The following is a 26,493-nucleotide window of genomic DNA, read 5'->3' as shown; positions in this document are numbered from 1 at the left end:
TGTATCGCGTATGCAATGGCTTTAAGGGTAAAGCGGTTCTGTTCACTGAAAAGCATACGCTTTTCTCCTAATTATTCGTTAATACGGAGCCAGAAATGAAGCTGGATCAGAGTGCCCAAGCCTTAATTGACTTTTCTCAGAAGCAGAATAATCCATCACCTGATCAGATTCCTGTCGCGCAATTGCGCGATCTATCAAATGCACAGCGGGCACACTTGCAACCCAGCCCTCCACAATTGCCAAGCGTCTTAGATTCTGTTATTGATGGACCTGCGGGTGGTATCCGAGTCAGAACTTACAGAGCTCACGCTGCCATGGCTAAAGCTCCGGTGATCATCTTCTTTCACGGTGGTGGCTTTGTATTAGGTGATCTGGAAAGTCACGATGTAGTTTGCCGACAAATATGCAAGGAGTCTGGTTGTGTCGTGATTGCTGTTGATTATCGTCGTGCTCCAGAAAGCAAATTTCCCGCTGCAGTAGAGGACGCTATCTATGCCGTTCACTGGGTACGTGCCCATGCAGTCGAACTCGACATTGATGAAAACAGAATGGCGCTGATGGGTGACAGTGCAGGGGCAAACCTGGCGACAGTGGCTGCAATTGATATGAAGCGTTCTGGGTTGCCGAGCGTTGCTCTTCAGATACTGCTATATCCCGTTACTGATCAATTTAACGATTACGAAAGTAAACGTCGTTTCCAATCCGGCTACTTGCTGACGAAAAAGAATATTGAGTTCTATGCGGCACAATATTTCACGAGCGATTCTGAAAAGAAAGACTGGAGAGCTTCCCCAATCAATTTCGACGATCTGTCAGGATTGCCCGAAGCGTTAGTTATCACAGCCGGCTTTGATCCCTTGGTGGACGAAGGCGAGGCTTATGCATTGCGTTTAGCGCAAGCGGGCGTAAAGGTGACATTGCGCCGATTCACAGGACAGATTCATGGGTTCGTGACACGAGGGTTGATTGTTCCCGAAGCGTTTGAGGCAATTAGAGAAGCAGCGTCGCTGCTAAAAGCGCGATTTTATCAAGCAGAACGATAGGTAAGAAAATTCTAAGGACAATAAGATTTTAATCTGGGAGACAAAAATGTTTGGTACTGTAAAATACAATATTGCCAGAGTAGCACTCACGGTTGTGATGATGGGAGCTGGTGCTAGTTGGGCGCAAGAGCGTTACCCTAATAAGACGGTCGAAATTGTGGTGCCGTGGACCGCCGGGCAAGCTACTGATATTGCGGCTCGAGCACTTGCCAATGAGCTTTCAGAAAAGCTGGGCAAAACATTTTTTATCTCCAACAAGGCAGGGGCTGGCGGGGTTGTTGGCAGTGCTTACGTGGCGCGCGCCAAGAGCGACGGGTACACCCTTCTTGCTGCATCCACCGGCTCGGTCATCATTAGTCCATTTTTGAATGACACATCGTATGGGGCATCCGATTTTGTGCCGGCAGCCATGATTGCCAAGAGCCCGTCTGTCTTAGTCACGGCCGCAGATTTCCCCGCGAAAAATATTAATGAATTGATTCAGTTGCTTAAGGAAAATCCAGGCAAGTACACCTTTGCATCCTCAGGAAACGGCTCGGCCACTCATTTGATGGCGGAATCGTTCAATCTGGGCAATGGGATTCAGGCTGTCCATGTACCTTATAAAGGTAGTTCGACGGCGCTGACTGATGTTCAGTCCGGACGCGTTACGTATATGTTTGATACTGTTGCCTCAATAGCAGGGTTATTAAAATCCGGCAAGATCAGGGCGTATGGTATATCCTCCAAGGAACGCAGTGCATCAATTCCTGATGTCCCGACAATTGCTGAGGTAACAGAACTTAAAGATTTTGATATAGCATCCTGGATCGGACTAATGGCTCCAAAAGGCGCCTCTCCCGAGACCCTTGCTGTAATTGAAAAAGCTGCTCAGGAATATTTACAAACGCCAGACGCAAAAGCGAGATATCAGGGCATGGGTTTAGGTATAAATCCCATTTCCAATAGTGAGTTCCAAAAAGTGGTTGATCGGGAAGTGGCGTTGTATTCGGATTTATTGAAAAAACTTGAGTTAAGTAAATAGCATCCGAAAATGGCTTACATATATTGAGGTGCTCCTCACTTTTATCGTAAGCATCAGGCCGACGTACTTTTTCAGTAAGTAGAATAAGCAAGACCATACGTGCTCAAAACCATTGAACACGTATGATCTATTCAGAACAGCACTTTCTCGCCTGTATCAGGCCGCTGACCCACCGCTCAGGCAAGAATATCCATAGCCCGGTGGTCTGTCGGCACACCCTGGACAAGAAACACGGCCCCAACGCTGTTTGCTGCCCTTAATGGTTTTATCGCCTGATAGGCCGCTGAAGCATACCAGCGCGACGCATGGTCCATATCGGGAAACTGAACGACGATCAGGTCCGCCGTCGGCTCGCCCTCCAACGGAAAATACGGCCCGCCGTGGATGATGAACTGGCCTGCGAACGGCTGGAGTGTCGAGTCGATTTGCTCAAGATAGGCGCGGATCTCGTCGTTCAGGTGCGTTTCGGAAAGGATGGCGACGGCATAAGCTGGCATGAATGACTCCTGAGGATGGCGTTGATAAATGCGCAACGACGTAACGTGTTGCGACGATGTGATGACCATTGTCAACCAGCCGATCCTGTACGTCGATGACCTCAGAGGTAATAACGTCGTGTGTCATGCGCTGGTGTATTTGGTGTACTTCTAATCGCTTAAACGATCGAGATAGCCATTGCAGGCACCCCAGCCCGGATTGTCGCTCAATGTGCTAGCATTTGGAACGAAAGTCCGACGTGTCGTGTGGCAGCAATTGAGCATGGAGATTGCATGGAACAACAGGAGCATGTCCGGCAGAGTGAGCGCGATAGCCGCTACTTTGCCGATTTCGCCACGGCATTGCGCTACTGGCGTGACAAGCGTGGCTATACCCAGCTTCGGCTGTCGAGCGAGAGCGGTATCTCGCAGCGGCACATCAGCTTTCTTGAAAACGGCCGTTCGCAGGCGAGCCGCGAGATGGTTCTGAAACTTGGCATCGTCCTGGACATCCCGCTGCGCGAGCGCAACGTGATGTTGCTGGCGGCCGGTTATGCGCCGGCCTACCTGGAGCGCCGCCTGTCCGATCCGGAACTGGCCGCAGTGAAGCAGGCTCTGGACTTCATGCTGGCTCAGCAAGCCCCGTATCCGGCGCTGGTAGTCGATCGACTGTGGAATCTCGTGATGGTTAATGCGCCGGCGGCCATGATGATGCGCTGGCTGCTTGATATGCCTGATGACGCGCCACTGCCACGCGAGGGTGTCAATGTACTGAAACTGATGCTCGATCCGAATGGCGTTCGCAAGCACCTGCAGAACTGGGAAGATGTCTGCGCCGACATGCTGCATTGGATTCAGCATGAAGCGATGAGTGATGGCCTCGGGAGCGAGGCGGCGAACCTGCTCGCTGAATTGACCGCATTGCCAGGGATCAGCGAGACGAGCCGCCTGGCTAACCTCGATGCGCGCGCGCTGCCTTTCCTGCCGATGCAGATTCGCAAGGAGGGTATTGCGCTAAATTTGTTCACCTCAATTGCCACCATGGGCACCCCGCAGGACGTGACGGTGCACGAGTTGCGGATCGAATCGTTTTTTCCGGTTGACGAAGCTACGGCACACTGGTTCCGTGAACGTGCTGTGATGTCGGAACCTGAGTGAAGGGGACGTGCGTAGCCGAAGTCCGACAATCGGCTATGGGCGCTGGATGCGATACATTAGAGTAATAACGGGCTTCTTTCGAGCCGCATTGATAGCGGTATAATAAAACTCAATTCTATTGAGCGCAGGGGAAGACATGAGCAAGACTCAAAAATTAAGTATCACCTTGCCACTCGAAATGGTTACCTATATAAAAAATAAAGTGATATCGGGTGAATACGCCTCTGAGGATGAGGTAATTACAGATGGCATACGAGCTCTGATTGCGAAGGATCGTGCAATTGAAAACTGGTTAAGGACCTCAGTAGTGTCTGCATACGATAAATCAAAAGATGATCCTTCCAGTATGATGACTGTAGAACAGATTCGCGCGATGCTGAAAAAGAAAACCGACGGCACCTGACAGATATTCTGGTTAGCGCTTTTCAGGCGAGATAAGGGTAGGGTATCGGGCTGCGAAGCACTTAGCTTTAAGGACAAGATTCGGAACAGATGATGCATGTTGTTGGCATTATCGGAAGCCTGGAGGCGTTCAGAATGATTCAAAACAAACACAACTAAAATCAGCGAGGGGTAGACATGAAATTAATTCCATCATTCATATTGGGTATGTGTTGTGCCGCAATAATGGGCGTGACGAATGCGCAAGACAAGCCTATTGTGCAGTTTATCGCTACTGGCGGTACCATCGCAATGAAGGTAGATCCGGTTACCAAAGGCGTTGTGCCTGCGATTACGGGCGATGATTTGTTGCAGACCGTTCCGGATGTGTCTAAATATGCTCGTATTGAAGTTAATAATTTTTCAAAAATGTCAGCCAACTACATTACGGTAGATTGGTGGATTCGGTTAACCAAGGCGGTCGAGGATGCGTTAGCACGTTCTGATGTATCCGGGGTTGTGGTGGCACAAGGCACTGATACCATGGACGAAACCGCCTACTGGCTTGATTTAACTGTTAAATCGAATAAACCGGTAGTGATGATTGGCGCTCAACGTAACGCATCTTCGTCTGATTTTGACGGACCGCGCAATTTGCTGAATGCGGTTCGCATTGCGGTTAATGATCAAGCCAAAGACAAAGGAGTCATGGTTGCCATGAACAATCAAATCAACGCGGCTCGCAATGTCACAAAAACGCATACTGCAAATGTAGAAACCTTTAAATCGGGTGATTTCGGCTTTCTTGGAGAAGTTTGGGACGATCGGGTAATTTTCTCGAACGCGCCATTACGTCGACAGCACATCGACATCAGCGCCAAAGCAGAAGACTTCCCCAAAGTTGATATTTTTCAAATGTACGCCGAAGCAGATGGAAAATACATTAAATATGCCGTAGATACTGGCGCAAAAGGAATCGTGATTCAAGCTGTAGGCATGGGAAATATGAATGTTTCTATGTTCGAAGGTGTCAAGTATGCTCTGGCAAAGCAAGTTCCCGTTGTCATCTCTACCCGCGTTCCCAACGGTCGAACTTTACCAGTCTACGGGTTCGATGGAGGCGGAAAAACGACATTTGATGCGGGGGCCGTCATGGCGGGCGGCCGCAGCCCTCAAAAAGCTCGAATTCTATTGATGCTTGCCATCCAGGACGGCAAAACATCAACAGAAGAATTGCGGAAGGTATTTGATCAGTAAGAAACTACTCCGTTCATCACTTAAAATATTTCGCAAATTTGGACTGACTTGGTAACACCAAAGGCTTGACCGGTTCCGAGACCACCCGTTGTCTTTTATCAAGCCAGTTTGCACCGATCATTGCAACCGCAATAATGGCACCAAAAGCCGATAGAAATAGGACTAAATGCATGGCCTTCTCTCTAAGAATGGACTGGTGTTATTTATGATATCACCCTAACCCCAAATCTCATCCAGCGCCGCCCACGCCGCTGCAATAACCGGGTCGGCCTGGCGCTCCGCCAGGCACAAAAAACTCAGCTCACACTCCAGCGATACAGCATTGGCAATAACCAAACCCCGGGTTTGCATTTCCCGCATCGCAATCGAATCCCTAATCAATGATAATCCTATTCCGCTACGCACCAGATCAAGCATAGAGGCTTCCTGGTCCACCAACGCCACGCGCCTGGGTTCCAGGCCCGTGAGTGAGTTGGGGCCAAAGACTTTCTTTTGCAGGCGATTATGTACGCTTATGGGGAGCGTTGCCAACCAGGGCAGGGCGGCCAGTGCTTTCCAGTCTTTGTTTTCTACCTGAGGTCGCCAGCCTGCCGGAGCCAATACCCGATAGGTAAAGCGGGTCAGTGTTTTGCGAATAATTGGCGGGCCGATGGGCTCTTCAGGCACATCTAAAAAGAAACCCGCATCCAGTTCGCCTTTGTTAATGAGTGCCAATATGTCGCCGCTCATGCCGTGGTGCAGTTGTGTCTTGAGCAAGGGCCGGGTATTGACCAATTGATTCAGGAAGGCGCCCAGGCGCGTAAACTCGGGATCAAGAATGGTTCCAAGACGCAAGTGACCATGTACCGGGCTGTGTAACGTCGCGGCGGTATGCGCGAATTCACTCATTGCAAAAAGCACTTTTTCTGCGAATGGGAGCAGTGTCGCTCCATCGGACGTAAGTATCATGCCCTGCGCAGTACGATCCAGCAATTGAAGCCCGGTGGCGTCTGCCAGTGATTTGAGTTGCAGGCTCACAGCCGGTTGACTGCGGTGGAGTTTTTCTGCTGCGCGCGAGACATTGCCCTCACGCGCCACGGTGAAGAAAGCACGTAAAGCCTGAATATCGATGGATTTTGCCTGGGATTCATTCATACAGCATTATTTGATATTTTTATAGTTCTTACAAGAAATACTCATTGGATTCTGCAAAATATTTAGGGCAAAATCGCATTTACAAAAAAATAGGATGAGTAGGGAAAATAGTTAGAACCTCCTGGATACGCCGGATATCGCTATATACGAGTCCTGTTTACAGGGGTGTTATGTCGCCGGATTGCGAAAACTACTCACGAATTCGGTGATATAGGCGCAATACACGGAAGCGCAGACATGACGTCACGCACGTATCTAAATTAAAAACACAAATGATGGTAGACAACATGACCTTCGATTACATCGTTATTGGTGCGGGAACAGCAGGAAGCCTGCTGGCCAATCGCCTTAGTCAGGATCCCTCCCAAAAAGTATTGCTCATTGAGGCGGGCGGTAAAGACAATTACCCCTGGATTCATATTCCAGTAGGCTACCTGTATTGCATCGGCAACCCGCGTACCGACTGGCTTTATAACACCGAACCCGATGCCGGGCTGAATGGTCGCAGCTTGCGTTACCCGCGTGGCAGGACGCTGGGGGGAAGCTCCAGCATCAACGGCATGATTTATATGCGAGGGCAGTCGCGCGATTATGACCAGTGGGCGAGCCTGACGGGAGACGATGCCTGGTGTTGGGAGAATGTGGTGCCCACCTTCAAACGGCATGAAGATCACCACGCAGGCGCAAGCGACTTGCATGGCGCAAATGGTGAGTGGCGCGTGGAGAAACAGCGCTTGCGCTGGGATATATTGGATGCGTTCGCTCAGGCGGCTCAGGAAGCCGGGCTGCCGCATTCGCCGGATTTCAATCGGGGCAGTAATGAGGGCGTGGGTTACTTTGAGGTGAACCAGAAAAATGGCTGGCGCTGGAATACCGCCAAGGCGTTTCTGCGTTCCATTCGCTCAGCCAGGCAGAATCTTCAAATCATGACAAATGTTCAGGTCATGAAGTTGATTACCCAAAAGCAGGACGATGGCCGGTTCAGGTGCACGGGAGCGCAATTGTGGACCGGACAGGAAGTGAGATCCATTTCTGCGACACGGGAGGTGATTCTATGCGCCGGCAGCATTGGTTCGCCACAGTTGCTCCAGCTATCGGGCATTGGCCCGGCTCAGTTGCTGCAACAGCATGATATTCCGGTGGTTGCAGATTTGCCCGGAGTAGGGGAGAACCTGCAGGATCATCTACAGATCCGCACGGTGTTCAAGATCACAGGCGCACCTACGCTTAACGTGCTGGCCTCATCGCTGCATGGAAAAATGCGGATTGGGTTGGAATATTTGCTCAGACGCAGTGGGCCAATGAGCATGGCGCCGTCACAGCTGGGCGCTTTCACACGTAGCTCGTCGAGCTATCACTGGCCAAATCTCGAATACCATGTGCAGCCTTTGTCGCTGGATGCTTTCGGTGAACCGCTACACCGTTTCCCGGCGTTTACCGCCAGTGTGTGTAATCTGAACCCCACCAGTCGTGGTTCGGTTCGCATAAAAAGTTCGACATTCGATCATGCGCCTGCGATCGCACCAAACTATCTCAGTACCGATGAGGATCGGCAGGTGGCCGTTGATTCGATACGCGTCACACGCCGTATCGTTGCACAGCCTGCGCTGGCTCGTTTTCAGCCAGAGGAATACAAGCCGGGGGTACAGTATGAGAGCGATGAAGATTTGATCCGCCTGGCTGGAGATATCGCGAGCACGATTTTCCATCCGGTCGGAACCGCTAAAATGGGGCGGCCAGATGATCCGATGGCCGTTGTGGATAGTCATCTTCGTGTCCGTGGGGTGGCTGGACTGCGTGTGGTGGATGCGAGTGTCATGCCCACGATTACCAGCGGCAATACGAATAGCCCGACTTTAATGATTGCAGAGAAGGCCGCAGAATGGATTCTGAAGGGAATATAGCCGGATTGCAGATGGCCTATTTGTTGTGAGGCAATATTATCTGCTATCTGCTATCTGCTATCTGCGGGTGACCGGTTTTCTTGGCGTTGAACGAATAATGTTCAACAGCTTCTGCACAGCGGGTTCCATTTTTGCAGTTTCAAAATCGCCTAAGCCCAAAATCAATCCAGGGCGTTTCAATTTGTTCGAGAAAGTAGGTGATACGGGCCTTACGGCCACGCCGATGGCAACTGCCTGGGCGGCGACCGCCACGTCGTCCATGTCGTTGGCCAGCCAGAATACGATATGCATTCCCTGATCGCTGGGTTGTCGCTGGCCTAATTCAAGTGGAATAATCCGATCCAGCATCTCGATCAGCTGGCTGCGCTTTCGGGCGTATAGATTACGAATCCGGCGAATGTGTCGATCCAGATGACCTTCCTGCATGAAGGCGGCCAGTACATGTTGGTCGGCACTGGGCGGATGACGGTCCATCAATATGCGGGCGCCACAAAACGGTTTGACAAGCGCTTCCGGTACGACCGCGTATCCCAGCCGTAACGATGGGAAAAGGATTTTACTGAAGGTACCGAGATAGATCACGCGGCTCGGATCCAGTCCTTGCAGGGAAGGGAACGGGTGCCCTGCATACCGGAGCTCGCTATCGTAATCGTCTTCGATAACCCAGGCGTTGTGTGTGCGTGCCCAGGCAAGCAGCGCATTGCGGCGCGCCATACTCATTGGCATACCCAGAGGATACTGGTGTGACGGCGTGACAAAGGCAGCGCGTGCATTGGCCGCTCTCTCGATGCCTGTGTTCACTTGAATACCTCCTGCATCAACCGGGACACGGATCATACTAAGCTGTTTTGCGGCATGCTCCAGAATGGCTGTAATGCCGCGATACGCCGGATCTTCTACCCATGCTTTATCGCCGGCATCAAAAAGAATCTGGCAGCAAATATACAGCGCCTGTTGAATGCCGCCTGTGATAATCACCTGTTCGGGTCGACAATGAACTGAGCGAGACCGTCGAATATAGTCTGTTACCGCTTTTCTGAGTTCCAGTACGCCCTGTGGATCATCATAACCCGAAGGTCTTCCGCGGCTTGCTCGGATACGGTTACCGATTTTGCGCCAGGCATCGTCGGGTTGCGCTCCCCTTAATGGAACGGAAACGGCAAATGGTACTTGGGGTAAGGGAGTAAATTCCTTTGCTACGTTGGCAAAAGCAGTGGCAGCGGCAGAAAGCACCACAGGTGTCGTTGCCTGGCCGTGCTTTTCTGTACTTACCTTCGAATTTAAAGATGTTTTAAGTGACCATGAAACCCGGGTGCTGGCGCCGGGATGAGACTCCAGGATACCTTCTGCCAGCAGTTGCTCAAAAGCTTCGACAACCGTTCCTCTGGAAACGCCAAGCGATTGGGCCAGCGCACGCGATGACGGTAGCGGATCGCCGGCGCGAAGATTGCCTTTTTGCACCGCATCGCGTAAGGCCTGTGCCAGCTGGCGCCCCAGTTGCCCTTGGGTTTTATCCAGTTCGCCGAGTGCCGGAATGTCAATTTGCTGAGGGATTCTTGGCATGATTCTGGTCCATAAAAATAGATTGATACTGGTACTTAATAATAAACCAGATGCATCATACAATATATCAAATGAAATTGCGTTGGGAGTCGATCAATGCATGATCGGGCACCTGTCTATCACCTAAGGAATGCTCAATGTACCTACCTTCCCATTTTGAAGAATCGCGCATAGCGGTGCTTCACGATCTTATAGAAAAACACCCGATGGGTATTTTATTTACTCACGGCAAAAGCGGTCTGGATGCGAATCACCTGCCTTTCGATCTACATCGCGCCGAGGGCAGTCAGGGCGTGCTGCATGCCCATGTGGCTCGCAATAACCCGGTATGGCAAGACGTTGCCAATGTCGACGAAGTGATGGTTGTTTTCCGCGCTGCTGATGCCTATATTTCGCCACAGTGGTATCCCAGTAAACATGAGTTCCACAAGCAAGTACCCACCTGGAACTACATCGTTGCACACGCTTATGGCCGGATCACCATTCGTGATGACGAGCGCTATGTGCGGGGCGTGGTGGCGCGCCTGACCCGCATCCACGAAGCCAGTCAGCCCGTACCCTGGAAAATGACCGATGCGCCCGCGGACTATATCGATTCAATGCTTAAGGCGATCGTCGGGCTGGAAATTGAAATTACGCGTATCGTGGGTAAGTACAAACTGGGTCAGAATAAAGAGGTACGCGACATTCGAGGAGCAGGAGAGGCGTTGAATGCAAAGGGAGATCGCCTGCTTGGCGATGCCATGCTTGCGGCGGCTGATGCCAAGGGAGAGTAGTGGTTTGGCCTCAATTCAGGAATTGAGGCTATTAAGTAGCACTGGAAATCGAGCAAAATCATTACTCGCTGTAACAGCGTTCCATGGCTATTGCAAATCGGCTCAGCTGTACTAGCTCAAACATGATCAGACAGTTACCGGTTTGTAATGCAGTACCTGTTAGATTATGTTTTGGGCAGTATACCTAGATCCCTCCAACCATCGGATACCAATCCGGTCTTCTGGGATCCGCGTGAAAACGGGCATAATAGTCACCTTTTTCTTCATAGTAACGTTCGTACTTATCCATCTTTTCAGGATCCAGCTCGACGCCTAAGCCTGGTCCTTCTGGAACTTTAAGACACCCATTTTCATACTTCATCAAACCCACTGTGGTAATGTCGTCAGTCAAATAGTGGTAGTGAGCATCACCCGAAAAAGTCATTTCAGGAATTGTTGATGCCGTATGCAGCATAGCTGCCATTTCGATACCGAACTCGGCTCCACTATGCATGGCGACGCCCAGATTGAACGTGCGGCAAACAGAAGCCAGTTCTTTCACGCCACGAGGCCCCTCCCAGTAGTGAATATCCGTTAAAACGATATCGATTGAGCCTATCTGAATTGCAGGTGCTAAGTCATCGAAGCGGGCAGGATACATGTTAGTTGCAATGGGGATTCTGATTTGTTTCCTAACTTGCGCGTTACCGTTCAACCCCCAGGACGGGTCTTCAAAGTATTCCGGTGCGACTGCTTCCAGTCGACGCCCAATTCTGACTGCAGTGGGTACAGACCAGACGCCATTGGGATCAATGCGTAGACCAAAGTTTGATCCGAGGCGATCGCGACACAACTCAAGTACCCTGGCTTCCTCTTCCGGATCCATCACGCCAGCCTTAAGTTTCATGGCATTTACACCAAGTGTTTCTGATAGTTCTACACAATATTCGGCTAGATCTTCTGCGCAGGTATCATCTTTTCCATCTGCTCGATCATAACGCCAGAAAAGATAAGCAATCATAGGAATTTTTCCGCGTACGCTACCACCTAACAAGTCGCACATTGGCCGATTTAAGGCTTTGCCCTGAATATCAAGGCATGCCATTTCCAACGCTGCATATAAGCGGGCATTAGATAAATAATAAATACTTCGCAGAACCTTGAGCTTTATCGTTTCTAAATGGAACGGATCTAACCCCAGTACTCGTGGTTTGAGTTTTAATATGGCCGCGCGTTGATCACCTCCGCCAACTTCGCCGAGACCTATGATGCCTTCATCAGTTATGACCTCGATAATTGTTCGCAAAAAGTAGCCAGGATGAACTCCGGTATTGTGGCGCAATTGACAATTGAGCGGAATAGCGACTGTACGCGCTTTGATATCTACGATTTTCATAACAAGTATTCCTTTATTGAGGGGCTATCTTTGCGTCACTTACTACTTGCTTCCAACGCTTGTGCTCTTTGTCTAATAATGCGGAAAATTCCTCAACCGTACCTTCAGGTACCTCTCCCATTTTTTCCAGTTGCGAAACAACTTCTTGCGAATGCAATGCCTGTTGCAGGGTTTCAGAGAGCTTGTTGATTTTCGCCGGTTCAGTTCCTGTTCTGATCAACAGCCCAAACCATCCTGTTACGTCGTAACCAGGTGCTCCCGACTCAGAAAATGTATTAAGGTTGGGATTGACGCGGGATGGCTTTAAAGTTGAAACGGCTATGCCTGTCAATTTTCCTTCATTGATGTGTTGGTTAACCTCAACAGGAGATAAAAAAGCACTATCAACCTGACCTCCAATCACATCGAGAACTGATTGTCCGCCGCCTTTATACGGGACATCCGTGATCTTTGCCCCTGTTTGCTGCTTTAACAGCACTCCAGCTAAGTGCGTAACGCTGCCGACTCCGGTCGTAGCATAGGTTAAACCCTCGGGTCTGGACTTTGATTGGTCGATATATTCTTGTAATGTATTAATCTTGAGATTCGGATTGACAACCAGTACCATGGGTGGGGCCTGTAAGAGACCCAGAGGCTGCAGATCACGCTTGCCGTCGTAAGGCAAAGCTTTTATTGTGTATTGTGTTATCACAAAAGGAACGGCAGCTAATACAACGGTATAGCCGTCAGCTGCAGAGCGGACTCCTTCAGCAATGCCGATTGTGCCTACGCCACCGGGTTTGTTCATGATCACAACAGGCTGACCTAATATTTCTCCCCACTTTTTCCCTACTGCCCTGGACAAGGTGTCTGACGCGCCTCCGGGCGCATATGGCACAACAAGTTTAATGGGCTTGTTTGGAAATGACTCATTCTGAGCTACTGCCGGAGTGACCGCCAAAATTGCGCTCATTGCCGTTATCGTGATAAAGCATTTGATATTTTTCATCTTAGTACCCTTTCACTGATCAAGCCTCTATTGCAATTTGATATTCGCTTCGTGTACCAGTTTCTCGTACCTCGCCGTTTCGTCCTTAATATGCTGTACAAAATCACTGGTCTCTGCGCTTTCCGTCTCAGCACCTAGCTTAGAAAATCTTTGCTTAATAACGTCAGTTGCCACTATCTTCGCTACTGCTGACTGAATCCGAGAAACCACTTCGGCAGGGGTTCCTGCTGGAGCCATTAAGCCTACCCAGCTATCAGCCTGAAAATCCGGTAACGTTTCTGATACGGTTGGCATTTTTGGCGCTAATGACGATTTTTTTTTAGATGCTATTGCCAGTGGAACAAGTTTCCCTGCTTCAATATTGGGTAATGCCGTAACTGCTGTATCGAACATCAAGTCTACTTCACCACCCAACAAGCCTTGCATGGCTGCGCTGCTACCATTAAATGGTACGTGTAGAACATTGATCTTCGCTTTTAGTTTCAGTTGCTCCACGGCTAATCCCCCGCTGGTGAAAATACCAAAAGAAGCAAAATTGATCTTTCCTGGTTCCTTCTTAGCCATTTCAATTAGCTCAGAAACATTTTTAACGCCCAATTTTGGATTGGCGATCAGGAATAATGGATACTTCGCAACCATACTGATGGGTAGCAGGTCCGTTACTGGGTTATAGTTAATTTTGTCGGACATGGTTGATGGCGCTAAAGTGATTGCCGTCGGCGAAGCTAATAATAATGTATACCCATCACTTTTAGAACGGGCCGTCATTGAAGCGGCTAATGTCCCAGCTGCACCAGGTTTATTTTCTACGACAACAGGCTGCTTCAGCTCTTTGCGCAGTTCGTCCGCGATGATACGAGCCATGACGTCTGAAGCACCTCCCGCGGGAAATCCTACAAGAATTTTAATCGGCTGATTTGGCCAATCCATAGTTTGCGCACTGACACTATTTGCAGGCCCGGTGAGTGTTAGTGCAAATATCGATGCAGCAATTAATACTCTCTTTAGCCAGGGTCGATAAATTGAGGACATGATGCAAGTCTCCTTACAGGTAATACGTTATTAGAAGTAGCCACCTTTTTCAGTAATCTCTTTGATGCTTTGACCTTCATTCACCCAGTCAAATATCTTTTTTTCATTGTTGATGATCTGTTCAGCGCGTAATAGAACGTCGTGAGCGATGTCGCGTGGAATGCAGATTACGCCATCCGCATCACCCAGAATGACATCTCCAGGTCTGACAAATACGTCGCCAATTTTCACAGGGATCTGGTAATGGGTGATAAGACAACGAGACAAACTACCATTTGGACTCTTATATCGATAAAAGATTGGAAACTCCTTTTCGAGAATCTGTCGCGTGTCGCGAATTCCGCCATCGACCATTGCGGCTTTTACACCTTTATGGATGACTGTCGCGGTCATGACGCCTCCCCATAGCGTGGCGTGTTCATCACGAGACGTGTCCCACACAACGAAGGCGTTGCGATGCAATGTATCGAGCATTTGTCCACGGAAAGTCATCTCACCGGTGATTTGCGTGTTAGGTGAACTTTTAACAGTAAATGCAATACCGGCAACAGTTTTCTTCGGGCACAGCGCTTGTAAATGATGAGGGAATGCCTGATCAAGCAAACAATGCTCACGCAGTACGTCGCATACAACTGCAGTCTGAGTGGACTCAAATCGCTCTAATAGTTCATTTTCCTCAATAGGAAACTGCGTTTCTGAAATGCTTTCACGGGTATCTATTAGTTTTTGCAAATCCATCATGCCAGCTTCACGCTGTAGTTGATTTGAATTTGAAGTTTCTATTGTGCTCATTGCGTCTCCTTTAAAAATGAAGTATCATATATGATATTAACTATCATTTATGATACATTCTAAAGAAACCTTGACTGTATTGTCAAGTTGGATAAATATGGCTGAAATCTCTGTACCTTCGCTAGAGCGCGCTATCGATTTATTATTCTTATTGGAAAAGTATCCGAAAGGTCTAAGCGCACAGGAACTGCATACCCAGAGCAAAATACCCAGAGCAACGCTGTTCCGTATACTCAGGGTATTAAGTGACAGGGGATTTATTCAACAATATGACAATACCGACGGGCTATATCAGCTAGGGCCGACCATTGCTCGTTTGGGCACTCAGGTACAGGTACCGCGCGATCTTATTTCGATTTCTACACCTTTGATTGAAGCACTCAGTGAGAAAATTGGCGAGACAGTCAAGTTAGTGATGCGTGATGGGCTCGAGGCCGTGACCGTTGCGGTTTCACGCTCAAAATTGGAAGCAAGGGTATCGAGCATGGTAGGTACACGCTTACCCTTGCATCTCGGTGTCTCTCAACGATTGTTGCTATCGAGGGCACCACAAGCTGTTGTACAGCAGGTACTCGAAGGCCTGCTTGTGAAAAAGACCTCAAAAACGATTACGGATCCTGCGCGTTTGCAAGCGAGCCTGGAAGTGCTGCGCGAGCAAAATTCCGCCAGTGGCGAGGGGGAAGGGCAAATGGGAATAGGAGCGGCCGCGGCATTGGTGAATAATGCAGACGGAAATGCTATTGCAGCATTAGTGGCTGTATACATCGCTCCGTCGAAAAGTAATCAGGAAGTTCAGAGAATCCAGCGAGCTGTTGAGCAATTTGCTCTTAAAATTTCTGCTCTAAAACCTTCGTTGTAATTGTCAGATCAGCTCCAGTTCACATATAAGCACCGCGGGAATCAAAATACGGCATTGAATTCGATTCCCGTTGCTGCCATGAGCAAAGTTGAAGGCTATTACGCCGCCTTCGCTTTCTCCGTCTCTGGCAAGCCCGTGATGCCATACTGCGACATATAATTTTCCAGCAAATCGCCGTATTTATTCAATTTCTGATCGTGCTTAATGCCGTTGATAATGGCCATAACCACAAAGCTGACCGCCGCAAAAACGGCGCCCACAGCACCCAATACGCCGGCTGCCGCGCTCACCGCGGCGGGCACACTAATAGCGAATACGCCAAGCGCGCCTTCTATGCCAGATGCAATGCCGGACATAATGCCCAGGGCACCAGATGTGATATTTATTCCGCCAGTGACTTTATCGCCTTTACGCAGGGCCTGCACACCGTCAAAAATACTGTATGCGCCAGCCGCGATACCAGCCAGATTGCCGACTGCAGCAAAGCCTTTTGATGCCCGTTCGTAATTCTTGGCGATGCTCATTTGTCGTTTGTTGTAATTCTGAGCGTCGGATACCTTAATGACATCCGCTTCATCACCCACGCCCTGAAGCAAATCCGTTATGGCCTTATTGAGTTTGACATCCAGGTCCCCCACCTTGGCTTGCACGCCTTTAATGTATGTCAGGTATCCTTTGGCACCGCCTTCTATCATTGTTGTGGCAGCCTGTATCGAGCCCGTGGCGATATCCACCATGTCTTTTTCACTCAGTTTGCCTGACCCGCCGATACCTTTGGCAATGGAAATACCGCCCATCAACAAGCCGCTGACACCGTGCATGACGCCTCTGTCGGTTGTGCCCGCGACGGCTTTGAACGCAGCGGAATCTTTGAAGAGATTCAGCTTATCAAGCGATTTTCCGCCTTGTCTGACAGTGTCCCATACGCCGCGTACGCCAGCCACAATCAGATCCGGGGTGGTAAGCTTGCCGTCCCCGTTCATAAAGAAGTCCGGATTCTGTTCGCTTACCTGCTCGATGATGCTTTTGAGTTTTTCCTCATCAAGCTTGTCGGTACCGTCTTTGCCAAATGCGGCTTTCAGGTCGTCAAAGGTCGCATCTTTAAAGACGTTATCCTGTGCGATTTCATTGAAATTCTTTTGCATCTCCTCTTCTTTGGCCTCGGTGTATTCTGCGGGCATGGTTGCGTTGAAGGTGGCCACTTCCATGGTGAAGGTACTGGTTGCCTCTTCAAAGGTCGCGCCATCGTCAGCCAACAGATCTTTATAGCGTTTGCCGGTTACCAGCTCGTCTTTGAAATAGTCCTTGAATTCATCAATATGGCCGGATTTGCCAATGGCATTTTGAATGGCCTTGGTGGCCTCTTCACCTTCGATGCCCAGCACATTCTGCATAGACTGAGCGGTTTGATGAAAGTCGGTCAGCACCGCAGGAATATTGGTTTTTCCCTTCTTGGTATTCGTTTCCCACAAATCATCGATCACATTGCCCGTGTTAATGACATCTTTGTAGGTATTCTCAAGCGCATCCTTGAGTCCTGGGTTGTTGTCAAACAAAGTTCCCAACTGCTTATCAGTATTGTCTTCCAGATATTTGGTGACGTCCTCGTCCTTGAGTTTATCTATTTTGTCTGAGATTTCATCAATGATTTCCTGGGGATCTTTGCTGCTATCCAGTTTTTTGGAAAGGGTGTCCGCATCTGCGCCTTTCCACATCCCCGCGCCATTGCCCTGGGCTACCAGGGCCTGCAGATAGGTCAGGTCCTGAATGGCGCCGGCTCTTTGTTCAACCGTGTACTTCTCCGGGTTCTTAAAGATATCGGCGTCAAGGTCACTGGTGTCTACACCGGCAGTGATGTTGGCAACGGCCACGTCACCCACGTAGTCGCTGGATTCTCTGGGGGTTGTTGGCGCATACTTATCCAGCCAGACTTCCAGGTCTTTCAGGCTGACCAGTCCATCGTGATCTTTGGTAAGGCGATCGGCTGTGGTTTCAATGTCATCAAAGGCGCCGGGCTGCAGCCAGAAATCCAGTGCTTCCTTCACCTCGTCGCTTAGCTGCGGGCTGGAGTCCCGGTAGCTTTGAATCTGGTCTTTGCTCAACAGCTTATTGGCCTCGTTCTTGCTTTTCATGATATCGAAGTACTCTCTGAGCGTCGCGCCATATTTGGCGAGCTTTTTGGACGCGTCGTCTGCATCAGGATTGGCTTTCAGAAAGTCCTTATAAAGCTTCATGTCCTCCGGTTTCTTGGCATCGGGTAGCGATTCGAAACCGTATTTCCCAACATTCTGCAGGCGTCCGGCTTCGGTATTGTTTTTGGCTTCGCCACTGCTGGTCACGCCATCGATACGAGAGTTCGATGAGGTACCGCCGGTCATGCTTTTTCCGTCGGCGTCGTACATGACGACGCGCTCCAGTATCTGGTTGGCACGGAAGGCCGCATCTGCATCCTTTTCAAAATCACCCACTTGTTCTTTCAGCATCTCGCTCAGGTCGCTTTGATTACCCAGCTCTTTGAGCAATGTCGATTCTTTGATGATGTCTTTTGCAGAACGGTTATCGTCTTTGGGCAGCTCCCACATGATGCCTTTGCTCTCGGCTGCCTTGCGGGCGTCTTTGTTGCCCGCCGCATCCTCCGCGTAACGCATTTCGCCCTTCAGGCTGGAGAAGCCTTTTTTGCCGAAGTCCTGTAATCTGGCCGCCTCTGTGTTCTCGCGGGCTTCGCCGCTATTGGTAAACCCGTCTATTTTTTCATTGTTCAGATCTTTACCCGCGATGCGGTCGCCCTTGCTGTCATAGCGCTCAACATGGGTGAGAACCTGAGCCGCGCGATAGGCCGCATCTGCATCTTTCTCGTAATCGCCAACCTGCTCTTTGAGCATGTCTTTAACACCGCTTTGGTTGCCCAGATTCTTGAGCAGCGGCGTGTCGTCTATGATCTCTTTGGCGGTTCTGTCGTCGCCTTCCTCGCGCTCCCATTTCAGCCCCAGTTTCTCGGCCTGCTTGCGCGCTTCCGAGTTGTCGGCCACCTTGTCGGAGTCGGCCGCTTTTCCTTTCAGACTGTCAAAGCCGTTTTTGCCGAAGTTTTGCAGGCGTCCGGCTTCGGTGTTATTCCGGGCTTCGCCGCTACTGGTGAAGCCGTCTATTTTTCCATTATTCAGATCCTTGCTCGCAATACGGTCACCTTTGCTGTCATAGCGCTCAACGTGTGACAGGACCAGAGCTGCACGATAGGCGGCATCCGCATCTTTTTCAAAATCGCCAACCTGCTCTTTGAGCATGTCTTTCACGCCGCTTTGATTGCCCAGGTTCTTGAGTAGTGGGGTGGCGTCTATGATTTCTTTGGCTGATCGATCGTCACCGTCCTCTCGTTCCCATTTGATGCCCAGTTTTTCCGCCTTCTCGCGGGCTTCCTTGTTATCAGCCGCGCTGCTGGTATTGACCATCTTGCCTTTCAGACTGCCAAATCCATCTTTGCCGAAGTCCTGCAAGCGCCCGGCTTCAGTGCCGTGCCTGGCTTCTTTACTACTTGTGAAACCATCGATGCGACCATTGTTGACATCCTTGCTGGCGATGCGTTTGCCGTCTTCGTCGAACATTTCAACATGGTGCAAAACCTGATCGGCTCGATAGGCGGCGTCAGCATCTTTTTCGAAATCGCCCACGCGATCTTTCAGCATGTCCTTCACACCGCTTTGATTGCCCAGATTCTTGAGTAGTTCGCTATCCTCAATAATATCGTCGGCTGAACGTTTATCCGATTTTGGCCGTTCCCATTGGATCCCAAGGTCTTTGGCTTCCTGGACTGCGCTATTCCAGGAGTCACCGGAATCTGTGTTTTTAGTTGACGTGTCTGACTTATCAAGGGCTTTAACGCTCATGGCAGGAGTACCTGATAGGAGAAGGTTAAGAGTATGGGAAGTTAGGCATCTAAACATTTTTTGATGAAACGCGTGTGACGGATCATAAAAAAATCGCTATGCTGATGAGCGATTGCTGGTGGTTATATTTGTTGTGAGCCGCTGTAGCAAACGGGTCTGAGCGAATTCTGACCTGTAGATTTAGTATTTTGTGGTAATTAAATGTGACATAAGTAATGACATTTGAAAATTGCATATGTAATTACGCAGCCAAATTCACTGGCGGACAGAATCGCCTTCAAGCAATCGTTCGAATACTATATCGAGTATTCAATTGCAATACTGCTTGGCCAGACGGTGCCATGTGGCTGAATCTCGTGTCTTTCAGCCCTGCAAAGCAGGCATGACCAGTTCCGACACGATCTGTGTGCCCTCCGGTGTCGCCCAGCTGCCTGTCAGTTCTGCGATTACCTGGTTGGTGCTGGTCATCGTGGCACCGTTCTTCTCCATTCGACGCAGAGCCATGTCGTCGCCGAACTTGCTGGGTGATGCACCGGCATCGGCGACCACTTGCACCTCGTAACCGTCGCTCAATAGGCTGAGGGTGGGATAGACCGTGCAAACGTCGTTGGTTACGCCGGCGATAATGAACCTCTTGCGTCCAGTAGCCTTGACTGCTGCAGCGAAGTTCTCATCTTCCATTGCATTGACGATGCCCAGTCGCTTGACGCGGGCGGCGAATTCCGCTGGCAGAATGGTTTCCAGCTCGGAAAGCAAGGGCCCTTGTGCGTATTCCTCCATACTGGAAGTTAGAACGACTGGCATCTTTAGGATTTTTGCTGTTTTGGCAAGCATGAGTGCGTTGCGTTTCAACTCTTCGAAAGGCATGGATTTAGCCCAGCCCATCGTACCCACCTGATGGTCGATAAGAAGCAGGGCGGCGTTGTCGGCAGTAAAGCGTTGGTAAGGCATGGTGATACTCCTTTTAGCTAAATAATGACGTTACTCAGGCAGCCTGGGCTTCGCTCAGGGTCGGGTAATCTGTATAGAATTTCTCTGTGCCGCCAAAGAATCCCTCGCGCTGCGGTTCGTTCATCGCTGCGTTAGCCTTCAGTCGTTCCACGAAGTCCGGATTTGCCAGCACCATTGCGCCATAGGCTTCCAGATCGGCCAGGCCCGAGGCCACATCGGCACCAATCTGTTCGCGTGGGCGGCCCGGGCGGTTCAGGATCAGTGTTCCGGTCCAGAGCTTGCGGATGTCGGCCAGCAACGCTTCGTTGCCCTGGTGCATTACATGCACATAGGCCAGACCCAGTTTGTTGAGTTCAGCGACCAGATAGCGGTACAGGTCGGAGCCTTCCTCACCTTCATCGATGCCCCACATTGTTGTGCCGGGCGACAGGCGGATGGCCGTGCGGTCAGCGCCAATTTCCTTCACGATGGCAGTTGCAATTTCAATGGCGAAGCGGGCGCGGTTCTCGATAGACCCACCGTATTCGTCGGTGCGTGTGTTTGCGCTGGGCGCGAAAAATTGCTGAATCAGATAGGCATTCGCGCCGTGAATTTCGACTCCATCGGCGCCGGCTTCAATGGCACGGCGGGCAGCGAAAGCGAAATCGGCAACCGTCTGGCGCACTTCTTCTGTGGTGAGTGTGCGTGGCACCGGAATATCCTGCATCCCCGTAGCGGTAAACATGCCCGTACCCGGGGCGATAGCGGAGGGAGCAACGCCCTGACGGTGATGTGGCGTATTGTCCGGATGAGACATGCGGCCAGCGTGCATGAGCTGGATGAATATGTGACTGCCCCTGGCATGCACGGCTTCAGTTGTCTGCTTCCAGCCGACGACATGCGCATCGGTGTAAATGCCCGGCGTGGTCAGATAGCCCTGGCCGTCATCAGAGGGCTGTGTGCCTTCGGTAATAATCAGGCCGACACTGGCACGTTGCGCATAGTAGGTGGCAGCCAGTTCGCCCGGCGTGCCGTCCGGCTGAGCACGGCTGCGGGTCATTGGGGCCATCACCAGACGGTTTTGCAGGGTGTATCGGCCAAGGTGAACGGAATCAAATACAGTTGTCATTTTCAAGTCCTTGAATGCGGTAGTGAATGAGCAGATTAAGGACATTATTATTTATTTCTTTATCGGAATAAATATGGTATTTTGAAGAACATTGATCCGTTTGTGGAGCAATTGGAATGGACAATTACTTGAGAGACATGGCGTTGTTCGTCGAAGTTGTCAAAGCCAGGGGCTTTCGCAGCGCGGCGGACGCCATAGGGATACCGAATTCGACTCTGTCACGTCGGATTACCGAGCTGGAAAAATCGATAGGATTGCGACTGCTGCATCGCACGACGCGCAAGATCGAGTTGACTGAAGCCGGTCAGATCTACTTCGAACGATGTAAGCGCATCGTTGATGAGGCGCGTCTGGCGCACGAACAGCTTGGCGAGATGCTTGCTCAACCCAGCGGCGTACTGCGCGCCTCGCTGCCGGTAGACTTTGCAGTAACCTACCTTGCACCATTAATTGCCGAGTTCTCCCGCCTTTATCCCGGCATTACCTTCGACTTCGACCTCACGCCGCGCCGGGTCGATCTAGTTAGTGAACCCTTCGACGTCGCAATCCGCATGGGCCAACCCGAAAACTCGCAACTGATCGCACGGCCATTGGCTACGCTTACGCCGTATTTGTATGCCTCACCCGGTTATCTTAAGCTGTCTGGCGAGCCGAGTGTACCGGCTGAGCTGGAGCAGCGTGAGTGCTTCAACATACAGCCGGCGGGTACGTGGACGCTACACGACGGCAGGCAAACCGCGACGGCGGCGGTCGGCGGCCGTTTCTCGCTCAACAGCGTTGGTATGCTCCGCCGTCTGGCAACACTTGATTTAGGCATCATCCTGCTGCCGGAAGAAATCGTCGCTGATGAATTGGCTAGTGGAAAGCTGCAGCGCATCATGCCCCAATGGCATGGAACGCCGCAGCCGGTCTACGTGTTAACCGAAACGCGTTTGCTGCCGGCAAAGACGCAGCGCTTTATTGAGTTTTTGCGGGAACGACTTGGGCGATAGGAAGGGTGATATAGAATTGCCTGGCGCAAAAACAAAAACTAACGGAGTCAAAATATGTTTAAGCTGAGTAAGACGTGTTCGTTACTGTTGGCCGCTATTTTATTGGGTTTTCTTCCTTCAATATCGAGCGCTCAAAATGTGCTTAATGTGGTATGCAAAGGCGGCCTGATTGACGATAGCGTACTTCATTCTCTATACCGCTTAAGCGATGATATCCAACTTGGAAAAATGACATTAAAACTGCCAAATGAGTGTATGGAGACGTTTGAAATTGAATTGAATGATAAAAAAAGGGTTGTAGAAAATCCTTATGTTGCCGCGTTGAAAATGGTCTCCGGGAAAATCACTATTTCTGATTTTGCTGACAGGATTAAAGACCCTGATGGTGATTTGGGTGCGTACACCGCAGTCAATAGAGTGTCTGTCGACGATCCTATGGTGACTTATTTGCGAATTGGGTGTGGGCGGAATAGAAAATGTGTATCGGCAGTTTTAAATTCTATTGATGGATTTCATCCTGAAAAGAGCCCACGATTCTGTGATTTTGCACAACACGTAGATGTGAGTGTTATTGAATATTTTAAATCGAGTAGTTTTTTGCCTCTGCCTGTTTACTGTATGTCCCGTAGCGCATTAGGTGGCAATCGTTCCATTCCGGCAAAAGACGATTGGTTTATGGCATTTGAGAAATTGGGAGAATAACAAGATCCGGAGAGCTTTCCTAAACAACGGTTTCCTTTGGTTAACGGTAACGCTGGGATGAAAGCGCGTACGAGGCAGAGCAGCCGGGGATACACAATTGTATTCTGTGGCGAGACTATTCGAAGTGGCGTGAGGATAAGCATCTTTTCCTCTTTTTTCTTTCAGACTACAGCTACCAGATCCAATCCAGGCGAGCGCTTACTGCCGTGTAAATAGAGGACTTTCAGCGGGTATTGTCTGCTTAAAGATCAGTTGTGCTATTTGTGATAGGTATACTGATGCTTTCCACCGGGATATTCCACGATGCGCCTTTCAATTATTCTTGTCAGCCTGATCGCCTGCCTGCCGCTGTCTGCGCAGGCCAAGCGCCTTGCCCTGCATGTGACACAAGCCAACGTTTTTAACGATGCTCAGACGGACACGCGAGGTGTTGATGTTCAGATTGATGAAAAAAGCCAGATGCTAATGGCAGGGTTCACGGACAAGCTCGTTGGCAAGACGGTATACATCAGGGTAAACAATATCTTGTTATTGTCACCCACTGTACGAGGCCCCATCAGTGGCGCCGGCCTTAGATTGAGCACCGCAGATGATTTTGACGGTAAATCACCAGAAGAAATAGCGAAAATAATTCTGGATCGAAAAACGATCACCATCGACGATAAAGGCTAGGATGCTGATGCCGAAGGCTGGTTCCTAAATTAACTCAGACCTCCTCGGTATGACGTTGGATCGAAATACGTGGCCTGGCGCTCAACCGGCCCGCGATACGCAGCGAACATCCTTAGAAACCTGGCGCTTCACATCTCACTCAGCTACTGAGTGCTCCCCAAACAATACGCCGATCGCCCAATCTCGGCCTGATCGCCGCTTGCTGACTACTGGCTGCAAAATCACAAAAGACATTAAAAGCCGCTTTGACGATATGGCGAATTATTCACGCCCGGTAAAAATGTCAGGTATCAGTCAGTATTGCTTATTTATAATTTAATGTAATAAGTATATGAGATTCAGATATTAAGAGATGGAAAAAATGCTGGATTTTTCTCTTTCTACAGCGATAAAAAAGGCGGGGGACGCACAATGAACAACACACTATATTGTCATAAAATCTGCAGGCGGCTGCTATTTGCCTGTTTACTACCAGTCTCTTGGACCGCACACGGTGCAGACAGTGAACAGATCAAGCAGGGTAGCGAGATTGCACTCAAGGGCGCGAGTGGCCAACCGGCTTGTGTCAGTTGTCATGGCGCCAAGGGGGAAGGCTTGCCGGCAGCAGGTTATCCCTTTCTGGCCGGTCAGCCCGCAGAATATTTGTCTCAGCAACTAATGCATTTCGCCGACGGTTCGCGCAAGCAACCGATCATGCAGCCGATGGCCAAGGCGCTTTCAGAAGCGCAGCGCGCCGCCGTGGCGGCCTATTATGCCTCTTTGCCGCCGGTTATTGACAAGAAAGCACTTGCCGAGAGATCCGAAACGTATCCTACGGAAAACAAAGGAGCATGGCTGGCATATCGCGGCAGTGAGAATCCATACATTCCGGCTTGTGTGCAATGCCATGGCCCGGGTGGTATCGGTGTCGATCCCGTCTTTCCTGCGTTGTCCGGGCAACCGGAGCAGTATTTGAAAACGCAGTTGGCGGCCATGAAGTCTGGTGACAGAGGTGAAGATACTCACAAGCTGATGACGCATTTGGCGAAGAATCTGAGTGATGAACAGATTGCCCAGGTAAGCGCTTACTTTGCAACTGCAATATTGCAGCCCGTCGCCAAGGCAGACGCCCAGCAGAAAGGAGAGGCCAAATGAAAAGGAAAACAACAACGTTTGCGGCTAGCGGGTTGCTGACTGCGGCCTTGCTGGCGCTATCGGTAAATATGGCCCATGCGGCAGAGGCCGAATCCTTTTCTCCTCCTGCGCCGGATTCGATTCCGAAGAACGAATTTGGCGATATGGTACGCACGGGACAGGATTACTTTATGCATACCTCAGAGCTGCTTCCTGATTATGTAGGTAATTCCCTGAACTGCGTGAACTGCCACCTGGATGCAGGACGCCGCGCCGATTCGGCGCCAATGTGGGGGGCTTATGTTGTCTATCCCGCCTATCGCGCGAAAAACAGCCACGTCAATAGTCTTGCCGAACGTCTGCAGGGATGTTTCCGATTCAGTATGAACGGGAAGGCTCCCGCCGCGGATTCTAAGGCCATTCTGGCAATCACCACCTATATGTACTGGCTGGCCACCAAGGCACCTACCGGCGTCAAGCTGGCAGGACAAGGCTACAAAAAACTGGCGAAACCAGAACAGGGAATGGATCTGGAGCGTGGCAAGCAGGTCTTCATGGCCAATTGTGCGGTTTGTCATGGCGAGAACGGAGAAGGGCGCAAGTCTGCTGGGAAAACGGTATTTCCTGCACTTTGGGGCGACGATTCATTTAACTGGGGTGCGGGCATGCACCAGATTCCCAACGCTGCCGGTTTCATAAAAAGCAATATGCCACTTGGCAATCCCGGCACACTTACCGACCAGCAGGCCTGGGATGTGGCCTATTTCATGAACTCGCATGAACGCCCTCAGGACCCGCGCTTTACCGCGGATGTGGAAACAACCCGCAAGAAATATCACGATGGTGGTGACAATCTTTACGGTCAAAAGATTAATGGTGTTCTTCTGGGCGAACACTCCGTCGCGCCGGGCGGGTGGTTGAAGCAGTCGATGGAGAAATCGGAAAACTGATTCGTCCTGCAATGGTCCTTGCGGCCGTGCCGGTGGGAATATAAGAAAGGAAATTGGCCGCTATGCGTTGTTTGGCATAGCGGTTGTTTTTTATTGCGTTTGCGATGGCCCGTGCTGTCTGCGCCAAGCGCCAGAGTGTCATACATGGCCTCTTTTATGCCTCATTTTGCACCATCTCTCTGATTCTGGTTGAGTTAATACACTCACGGCCATTAGAAAACGATAAATTCTCTTTAAATAACGAATAATGATCATTTATAAACGGACGATTAACGTTGTGTTAACGGTAATTTATATAGTGAATAAAAATATTGTAAATTTTATAAAATAGAATTATATTCGTTATTCAAGATAGTTAGCTA

Annotated in this window: 23 protein-coding genes and 1 pseudogene; 14 read left to right on the top strand and 10 right to left on the bottom strand. The window is 50.2% G+C overall.

Annotation, left to right across the window (positions count from 1 at the left end; all coding sequences use genetic code 11):
• Positions 1 to 95: 95 nt before the first annotated feature.
• Entirely contained in the window at positions 96 to 1,043 is a 948-nt protein-coding gene (locus MIM_RS16775; RefSeq protein ID WP_025373920.1) for an alpha/beta hydrolase, read from the top strand.
• 46 nt (positions 1,044 to 1,089) lie between these two features.
• The gene (locus MIM_RS16770; RefSeq protein ID WP_025373919.1) at positions 1,090 to 2,067 is read left to right on the top strand and encodes a Bug family tripartite tricarboxylate transporter substrate binding protein; all 978 of its coding nucleotides are present in this window, start codon (positions 1,090 to 1,092) and stop codon (positions 2,065 to 2,067) included.
• A gap of 176 nt (positions 2,068 to 2,243) precedes the next feature.
• Here the strand turns inward: MIM_RS16770 and MIM_RS16765 are convergent, their stop codons facing one another.
• Positions 2,244 to 2,564, bottom strand: a complete 321-nt coding sequence (locus MIM_RS16765) for a DUF1330 domain-containing protein (protein ID WP_025373918.1) — start codon at positions 2,562 to 2,564, stop codon at positions 2,244 to 2,246.
• A gap of 273 nt (positions 2,565 to 2,837) precedes the next feature.
• Here MIM_RS16765 and MIM_RS16760 point away from each other — a divergent pair, with 273 nt between their 5' ends.
• From MIM_RS16760 to MIM_RS16750, 3 genes are all read left to right on the top strand, one after another.
• On the top strand, positions 2,838 to 3,701 hold the full coding sequence (locus tag MIM_RS16760) for a helix-turn-helix domain-containing protein (protein ID WP_025373917.1): 864 nt from the start codon (positions 2,838 to 2,840) through the stop codon (positions 3,699 to 3,701).
• Positions 3,702 to 3,837: 136 nt separating this feature from the next.
• On the top strand, positions 3,838 to 4,104 hold the full coding sequence (locus MIM_RS16755) for a ribbon-helix-helix domain-containing protein (protein WP_025373916.1): 267 nt from the start codon (positions 3,838 to 3,840) through the stop codon (positions 4,102 to 4,104).
• Between the two features lie 206 nt (positions 4,105 to 4,310).
• Positions 4,311 to 5,339, top strand: a complete 1,029-nt coding sequence (locus MIM_RS16750; protein ID WP_407638170.1) for an asparaginase — start codon at positions 4,311 to 4,313, stop codon at positions 5,337 to 5,339.
• Between the two features lie 216 nt (positions 5,340 to 5,555).
• On the opposite strand, the gene MIM_RS16745 is transcribed toward MIM_RS16750, so the two are convergent.
• Positions 5,556 to 6,473, bottom strand: a complete 918-nt coding sequence (locus tag MIM_RS16745; protein ID WP_042070474.1) for a LysR family transcriptional regulator — start codon at positions 6,471 to 6,473, stop codon at positions 5,556 to 5,558.
• Positions 6,474 to 6,748: 275 nt separating this feature from the next.
• Here MIM_RS16745 and MIM_RS16740 point away from each other — a divergent pair, with 275 nt between their 5' ends.
• Positions 6,749 to 8,377 carry a GMC family oxidoreductase gene (locus tag MIM_RS16740; RefSeq protein WP_025373913.1) on the top strand — a complete coding sequence of 543 codons (1,629 nt, stop codon included), beginning with the start codon at positions 6,749 to 6,751 and terminating at the stop codon, positions 8,375 to 8,377.
• A 57-nt stretch (positions 8,378 to 8,434) separates the two neighbouring features.
• Here MIM_RS16740 and pdxR read toward each other — a convergent pair whose 3' ends face one another.
• Complete coding sequence (pdxR, locus tag MIM_RS16735; RefSeq protein ID WP_025373912.1) at positions 8,435 to 9,940, bottom strand: MocR-like pyridoxine biosynthesis transcription factor PdxR; 1,506 nt, start codon at positions 9,938 to 9,940, stop codon at positions 8,435 to 8,437.
• A 137-nt stretch (positions 9,941 to 10,077) separates the two neighbouring features.
• Here pdxR and MIM_RS16730 point away from each other — a divergent pair, with 137 nt between their 5' ends.
• Positions 10,078 to 10,716 (top strand): FMN-binding negative transcriptional regulator, encoded by a 639-nt coding sequence (locus MIM_RS16730; RefSeq protein ID WP_025373911.1) that lies wholly within the window; start codon positions 10,078 to 10,080, stop codon positions 10,714 to 10,716.
• Positions 10,717 to 10,900: 184 nt separating this feature from the next.
• On the opposite strand, the gene MIM_RS16725 is transcribed toward MIM_RS16730, so the two are convergent.
• The 4 genes from MIM_RS16725 to MIM_RS16710 are packed head-to-tail and all read right to left on the bottom strand — an operon-like array spanning position 10,901 to position 14,903.
• Positions 10,901 to 12,091 (bottom strand): enolase C-terminal domain-like protein, encoded by a 1,191-nt coding sequence (locus tag MIM_RS16725; protein ID WP_025373910.1) that lies wholly within the window; start codon positions 12,089 to 12,091, stop codon positions 10,901 to 10,903.
• Between the two features lie 13 nt (positions 12,092 to 12,104).
• A complete protein-coding gene (locus tag MIM_RS16720; RefSeq protein WP_025373909.1) occupies positions 12,105 to 13,079 on the bottom strand; it encodes a Bug family tripartite tricarboxylate transporter substrate binding protein in 975 nt (324 codons plus the stop codon).
• 27 nt (positions 13,080 to 13,106) lie between these two features.
• Positions 13,107 to 14,111, bottom strand: coding sequence for a Bug family tripartite tricarboxylate transporter substrate binding protein (locus MIM_RS16715; RefSeq protein WP_025373908.1), 1,005 nt, complete (start codon positions 14,109 to 14,111; stop codon positions 13,107 to 13,109).
• Between the two features lie 30 nt (positions 14,112 to 14,141).
• Complete coding sequence (locus MIM_RS16710) at positions 14,142 to 14,903, bottom strand: RraA family protein (protein ID WP_025373907.1); 762 nt, start codon at positions 14,901 to 14,903, stop codon at positions 14,142 to 14,144.
• Between the two features lie 97 nt (positions 14,904 to 15,000).
• Here MIM_RS16710 and MIM_RS16705 point away from each other — a divergent pair, with 97 nt between their 5' ends.
• Positions 15,001 to 15,762, top strand: a complete 762-nt coding sequence (locus MIM_RS16705) for an IclR family transcriptional regulator (RefSeq protein ID WP_042070471.1) — start codon at positions 15,001 to 15,003, stop codon at positions 15,760 to 15,762.
• A 98-nt stretch (positions 15,763 to 15,860) separates the two neighbouring features.
• On the opposite strand, the gene MIM_RS22975 is transcribed toward MIM_RS16705, so the two are convergent.
• From MIM_RS22975 to MIM_RS16690, 3 genes are all read right to left on the bottom strand, one after another.
• Positions 15,861 to 19,643, bottom strand: coding sequence for a type III effector HrpK domain-containing protein (locus tag MIM_RS22975; protein ID WP_025373905.1), 3,783 nt, complete (start codon positions 19,641 to 19,643; stop codon positions 15,861 to 15,863).
• 363 nt (positions 19,644 to 20,006) lie between these two features.
• The gene (locus MIM_RS16695; RefSeq protein ID WP_025373904.1) at positions 20,007 to 20,594 is read right to left on the bottom strand and encodes an isochorismatase family protein; all 588 of its coding nucleotides are present in this window, start codon (positions 20,592 to 20,594) and stop codon (positions 20,007 to 20,009) included.
• Between the two features lie 34 nt (positions 20,595 to 20,628).
• Positions 20,629 to 21,702, bottom strand: coding sequence for an alkene reductase (locus MIM_RS16690; protein ID WP_025373903.1), 1,074 nt, complete (start codon positions 21,700 to 21,702; stop codon positions 20,629 to 20,631).
• Positions 21,703 to 21,818: 116 nt separating this feature from the next.
• Here MIM_RS16690 and MIM_RS16685 point away from each other — a divergent pair, with 116 nt between their 5' ends.
• The 6 genes and pseudogenes from MIM_RS16685 (at position 21,819) to MIM_RS16665 (ending at position 26,131) form a co-directional block, all read left to right on the top strand.
• The gene (locus tag MIM_RS16685) at positions 21,819 to 22,694 is read left to right on the top strand and encodes a LysR family transcriptional regulator (RefSeq protein ID WP_025373902.1); all 876 of its coding nucleotides are present in this window, start codon (positions 21,819 to 21,821) and stop codon (positions 22,692 to 22,694) included.
• A 54-nt stretch (positions 22,695 to 22,748) separates the two neighbouring features.
• Positions 22,749 to 23,396 (top strand): hypothetical protein, encoded by a 648-nt coding sequence (locus tag MIM_RS16680; protein ID WP_025373901.1) that lies wholly within the window; start codon positions 22,749 to 22,751, stop codon positions 23,394 to 23,396.
• A gap of 65 nt (positions 23,397 to 23,461) precedes the next feature.
• Positions 23,462 to 23,608, top strand: a pseudogene (locus MIM_RS23700) (YcxB family protein); the annotation flags it as partial.
• Between the two features lie 91 nt (positions 23,609 to 23,699).
• The gene (locus MIM_RS16675; RefSeq protein WP_025373900.1) at positions 23,700 to 24,068 is read left to right on the top strand and encodes a hypothetical protein; all 369 of its coding nucleotides are present in this window, start codon (positions 23,700 to 23,702) and stop codon (positions 24,066 to 24,068) included.
• Positions 24,069 to 24,479: 411 nt separating this feature from the next.
• Positions 24,480 to 25,202, top strand: a complete 723-nt coding sequence (locus tag MIM_RS16670; protein ID WP_025373899.1) for a c-type cytochrome — start codon at positions 24,480 to 24,482, stop codon at positions 25,200 to 25,202.
• Positions 25,199 to 26,131: a c-type cytochrome gene (locus MIM_RS16665; RefSeq protein ID WP_025373898.1), complete on the top strand. Its 933-nt coding sequence runs from the start codon at positions 25,199 to 25,201 to the stop codon at positions 26,129 to 26,131. Before MIM_RS16670 ends, MIM_RS16665 begins: the two co-directional genes overlap by 4 nt.
• Positions 26,132 to 26,493: the final 362 nt, after the last annotated feature.

This window comes from Advenella mimigardefordensis DPN7 (genome assembly GCF_000521505.1).
GTDB lineage: Bacteria > Pseudomonadota > Gammaproteobacteria > Burkholderiales > Burkholderiaceae_B > Advenella > Advenella mimigardefordensis.
Note: the sequence above shows the minus strand (reverse complement) of the source record. Positions and strands in the feature narration are given on the sequence as shown.

Excerpts from the sequence above, each read along its gene's own strand:
- MIM_RS16775 (WP_025373920.1), top strand. The coding sequence starts at position 96 with ATGAAGCTGGATCAGAGTGCCCAAGCCTTAATTGACTTTTCTCAGAAG.
- MIM_RS16770 (WP_025373919.1), top strand. The coding sequence starts at position 1,090 with ATGTTTGGTACTGTAAAATACAATATTGCCAGAGTAGCACTCACGGTT.
- MIM_RS16765 (WP_025373918.1), bottom strand. The coding sequence starts at position 2,564 with ATGCCAGCTTATGCCGTCGCCATCCTTTCCGAAACGCACCTGAACGAC.
- MIM_RS16760 (WP_025373917.1), top strand. The coding sequence starts at position 2,838 with ATGGAACAACAGGAGCATGTCCGGCAGAGTGAGCGCGATAGCCGCTAC.
- MIM_RS16755 (WP_025373916.1), top strand. The coding sequence starts at position 3,838 with ATGAGCAAGACTCAAAAATTAAGTATCACCTTGCCACTCGAAATGGTT.
- MIM_RS16750 (WP_407638170.1), top strand. The coding sequence starts at position 4,311 with ATGTGTTGTGCCGCAATAATGGGCGTGACGAATGCGCAAGACAAGCCT.
- MIM_RS16745 (WP_042070474.1), bottom strand. The coding sequence starts at position 6,473 with ATGAATGAATCCCAGGCAAAATCCATCGATATTCAGGCTTTACGTGCT.
- MIM_RS16740 (WP_025373913.1), top strand. The coding sequence starts at position 6,749 with ATGGTAGACAACATGACCTTCGATTACATCGTTATTGGTGCGGGAACA.
- pdxR (WP_025373912.1), bottom strand. The coding sequence starts at position 9,940 with ATGCCAAGAATCCCTCAGCAAATTGACATTCCGGCACTCGGCGAACTG.
- MIM_RS16730 (WP_025373911.1), top strand. The coding sequence starts at position 10,078 with ATGTACCTACCTTCCCATTTTGAAGAATCGCGCATAGCGGTGCTTCAC.
- MIM_RS16725 (WP_025373910.1), bottom strand. The coding sequence starts at position 12,091 with ATGAAAATCGTAGATATCAAAGCGCGTACAGTCGCTATTCCGCTCAAT.
- MIM_RS16720 (WP_025373909.1), bottom strand. The coding sequence starts at position 13,079 with ATGAAAAATATCAAATGCTTTATCACGATAACGGCAATGAGCGCAATT.
- MIM_RS16715 (WP_025373908.1), bottom strand. The coding sequence starts at position 14,111 with ATGTCCTCAATTTATCGACCCTGGCTAAAGAGAGTATTAATTGCTGCA.
- MIM_RS16710 (WP_025373907.1), bottom strand. The coding sequence starts at position 14,903 with ATGAGCACAATAGAAACTTCAAATTCAAATCAACTACAGCGTGAAGCT.
- MIM_RS16705 (WP_042070471.1), top strand. The coding sequence starts at position 15,001 with ATGGCTGAAATCTCTGTACCTTCGCTAGAGCGCGCTATCGATTTATTA.
- MIM_RS22975 (WP_025373905.1), bottom strand. The coding sequence starts at position 19,643 with ATGAGCGTTAAAGCCCTTGATAAGTCAGACACGTCAACTAAAAACACA.
- MIM_RS16695 (WP_025373904.1), bottom strand. The coding sequence starts at position 20,594 with ATGCCTTACCAACGCTTTACTGCCGACAACGCCGCCCTGCTTCTTATC.
- MIM_RS16690 (WP_025373903.1), bottom strand. The coding sequence starts at position 21,702 with ATGACAACTGTATTTGATTCCGTTCACCTTGGCCGATACACCCTGCAA.
- MIM_RS16685 (WP_025373902.1), top strand. The coding sequence starts at position 21,819 with ATGGACAATTACTTGAGAGACATGGCGTTGTTCGTCGAAGTTGTCAAA.
- MIM_RS16680 (WP_025373901.1), top strand. The coding sequence starts at position 22,749 with ATGTTTAAGCTGAGTAAGACGTGTTCGTTACTGTTGGCCGCTATTTTA.
- MIM_RS16675 (WP_025373900.1), top strand. The coding sequence starts at position 23,700 with ATGCGCCTTTCAATTATTCTTGTCAGCCTGATCGCCTGCCTGCCGCTG.
- MIM_RS16670 (WP_025373899.1), top strand. The coding sequence starts at position 24,480 with ATGAACAACACACTATATTGTCATAAAATCTGCAGGCGGCTGCTATTT.
- MIM_RS16665 (WP_025373898.1), top strand. The coding sequence starts at position 25,199 with ATGAAAAGGAAAACAACAACGTTTGCGGCTAGCGGGTTGCTGACTGCG.